The following is a 2069-nucleotide window of genomic DNA, read 5'->3' as shown; positions in this document are numbered from 1 at the left end:
GCAGGGACTAATACGACCACAAGTTCTGTGAACTAGAGATGACGGAAGTTCACCCTGCCTTTTATTTAAACGCTTACCAAGCTTTCTTCTTGTAATACTATTTACAAGAAGAAAAATCAGTCCGATAAACCAAAGGAGATGACGATTTTTCTACAGGGGTCTGTCAATGGTAGCTTGTCGAAGGACCTGTTTAAATACGCTTTAAGGTGTTTCGACAGGCTCAACATGACAGCACCTGGGCTGAAATCGCCTTTATTATACAACCTCTTTTTGATTATTTTATCGCTCCAAATGAAGCAAAATAAGAGTTTTTATGCAGAATTTCGGTAACGCTAAACCCAACTTTTTGCAATAATGCCAGTTGATAGTTTAAAGAGCGAGGGGTATCTTCATATTCAATATAATCAAATACTTTCTGTTTATATGCTGCACCACCAAGTGTTTCAAGGTAGGCCCCGTATTGATCTTGAAAAAGATTATCGATCAAAACGGAATCGTGTGCAATGAGGTCTGAAATCCAGATACTGCCTCCGGGTTTTAAAGCCTGGTAAACTTTAGTAAAAACAAGTTCCCAATCGGCATCCGTGCGCAAATGATGAAATGTTGCAGCAGCAAGTATAATATCGAAATGATTATCCGGTAAATTAAGGTTACGCATATCGTCCTGTATAACGGTTACTGTTCCGGTAGTTTGTACCGATACCCTAYCGCTTGCCCGTTCCAGCATCGGTAAACTTAAGTCGTTAAGTGTACAGTTAAGGTTTGGAATTTTACTGAGCATTTTTAACGTATAATTCCCCGCACCACATCCAATATCCAACAGTTCTTTTGCATTCGGATTTATGTATTTGGCTGCTCCGGTGCAAAGCTCCATGGTAAGTGACGCATCGATGGTGGTTTGTTGTCCACTCTCTAAGTTCGAGAAACGTTCTACATCGTTATCAAACCTTGTTTTAATTTCTTCATTTGTTGCCTTGTGCGAATAATCTTTACTCATTGCTTTAATTTTTTTGTAAAGTTAGCGCTGTTGGTCATATTTGTAAAATATCAATTTTAGCATAAAACGATACCTATTAAGTATTATAAATATGGAACTCAGACATCTGTTGTATTTTAAAACTGTTGCAGAAGAACTTCATTTTACCAAGGCTGCAGCAAAACTTTTTATCTCGCAGCCCCCTTTGAGCAGGCAGATTAAAGAACTGGAAGAAGAACTTGAAGTACAATTGTTTGCCCGGAGTAATAAGCGGGTTGCATTAACAAATGCCGGAAAGTATTTTAAGGCTGAAGTAGATGCCATGTTTGCCAAACTGGAAGAGAGTAAAGAAGTGGTTCGTAAAATTCATGAAGGTGTTAGCGGCGAATTAAAGATTGGCTACATCAGTTCGGTTTACCAATCGCACCTGGCAGAAATTTTAAAATTAATGCACCAGGAATTTCCCTATTTGAAAACGAGTTTGTTCGAAGTGCCTACACTTGCTCAAATTAAAGAGCTAGAACATGGTGGTTTAGATGTGGGGATTTTAAGAGCACCGGTTTTATCGGAAAAATTGAAAGTAGAATCTTTGTTTTTTGATCCATTTGTGGTGGTTATTCCTTTAACAGACCAAAAAATTGATGCGAAGAACGGACTTACTGATTTTTTGAAGAAAAGCCCGTTTATATTCTTTAATAAAGATTTTGCACCGCAGTATAACGAGAAACTTATGCAAATTTGCCAGCGGATGGGCTTTAGTCCCGATATTACACACGAGGCAAACAATGTACACTCTATATTACAACTGGTAGAAGCGGGCCTGGGTGTATCTATTTTGCCATTGTCGTTAAAAAAACAATATGCACAGTTGAAAGTATCTTTTATTGAATTTGATGCTATTCCGGTCAACACAGAGGTAGTACTGGCTTATAAAGAATCGAATAAAAACCCGGCATTAACCTGGTTTATTAAACACTATGCTGAGTTAAAAATCAATTGACTTTCAGTAAGATAAGCATAATGAAATCCAGTACCATTAATCAATATACATTGATTAAAGACCGATGAAATTGAAAGAAAGGCCGTTCTCCGA

2 protein-coding genes are annotated in these 2069 nt (G+C 37.7%); one reads left to right on the top strand and one right to left on the bottom strand.

Annotated features, from left to right (window positions below; genetic code table 11):
* Window positions 1–274: 274 nt before the first annotated feature.
* A complete protein-coding gene (locus AC1DPQ_RS26080; RefSeq protein WP_477611343.1) occupies window positions 275–997 on the bottom strand; it encodes a class I SAM-dependent methyltransferase in 723 nt (240 codons plus the stop codon).
* Between the two features lie 91 nt (window positions 998–1088).
* Between AC1DPQ_RS26080 and AC1DPQ_RS26075 the strand changes: the two genes are divergently transcribed.
* Window positions 1089–1976 (top strand): LysR family transcriptional regulator, encoded by an 888-nt coding sequence (locus AC1DPQ_RS26075; protein WP_477583264.1) that lies wholly within the window; start codon window positions 1089–1091, stop codon window positions 1974–1976.
* Window positions 1977–2069: the final 93 nt, after the last annotated feature.

The organism is Pedobacter sp. 01T416_2 (assembly GCF_056398925.1).
Note: the sequence above shows the minus strand (reverse complement) of the source record. Positions and strands in the feature narration are given on the sequence as shown.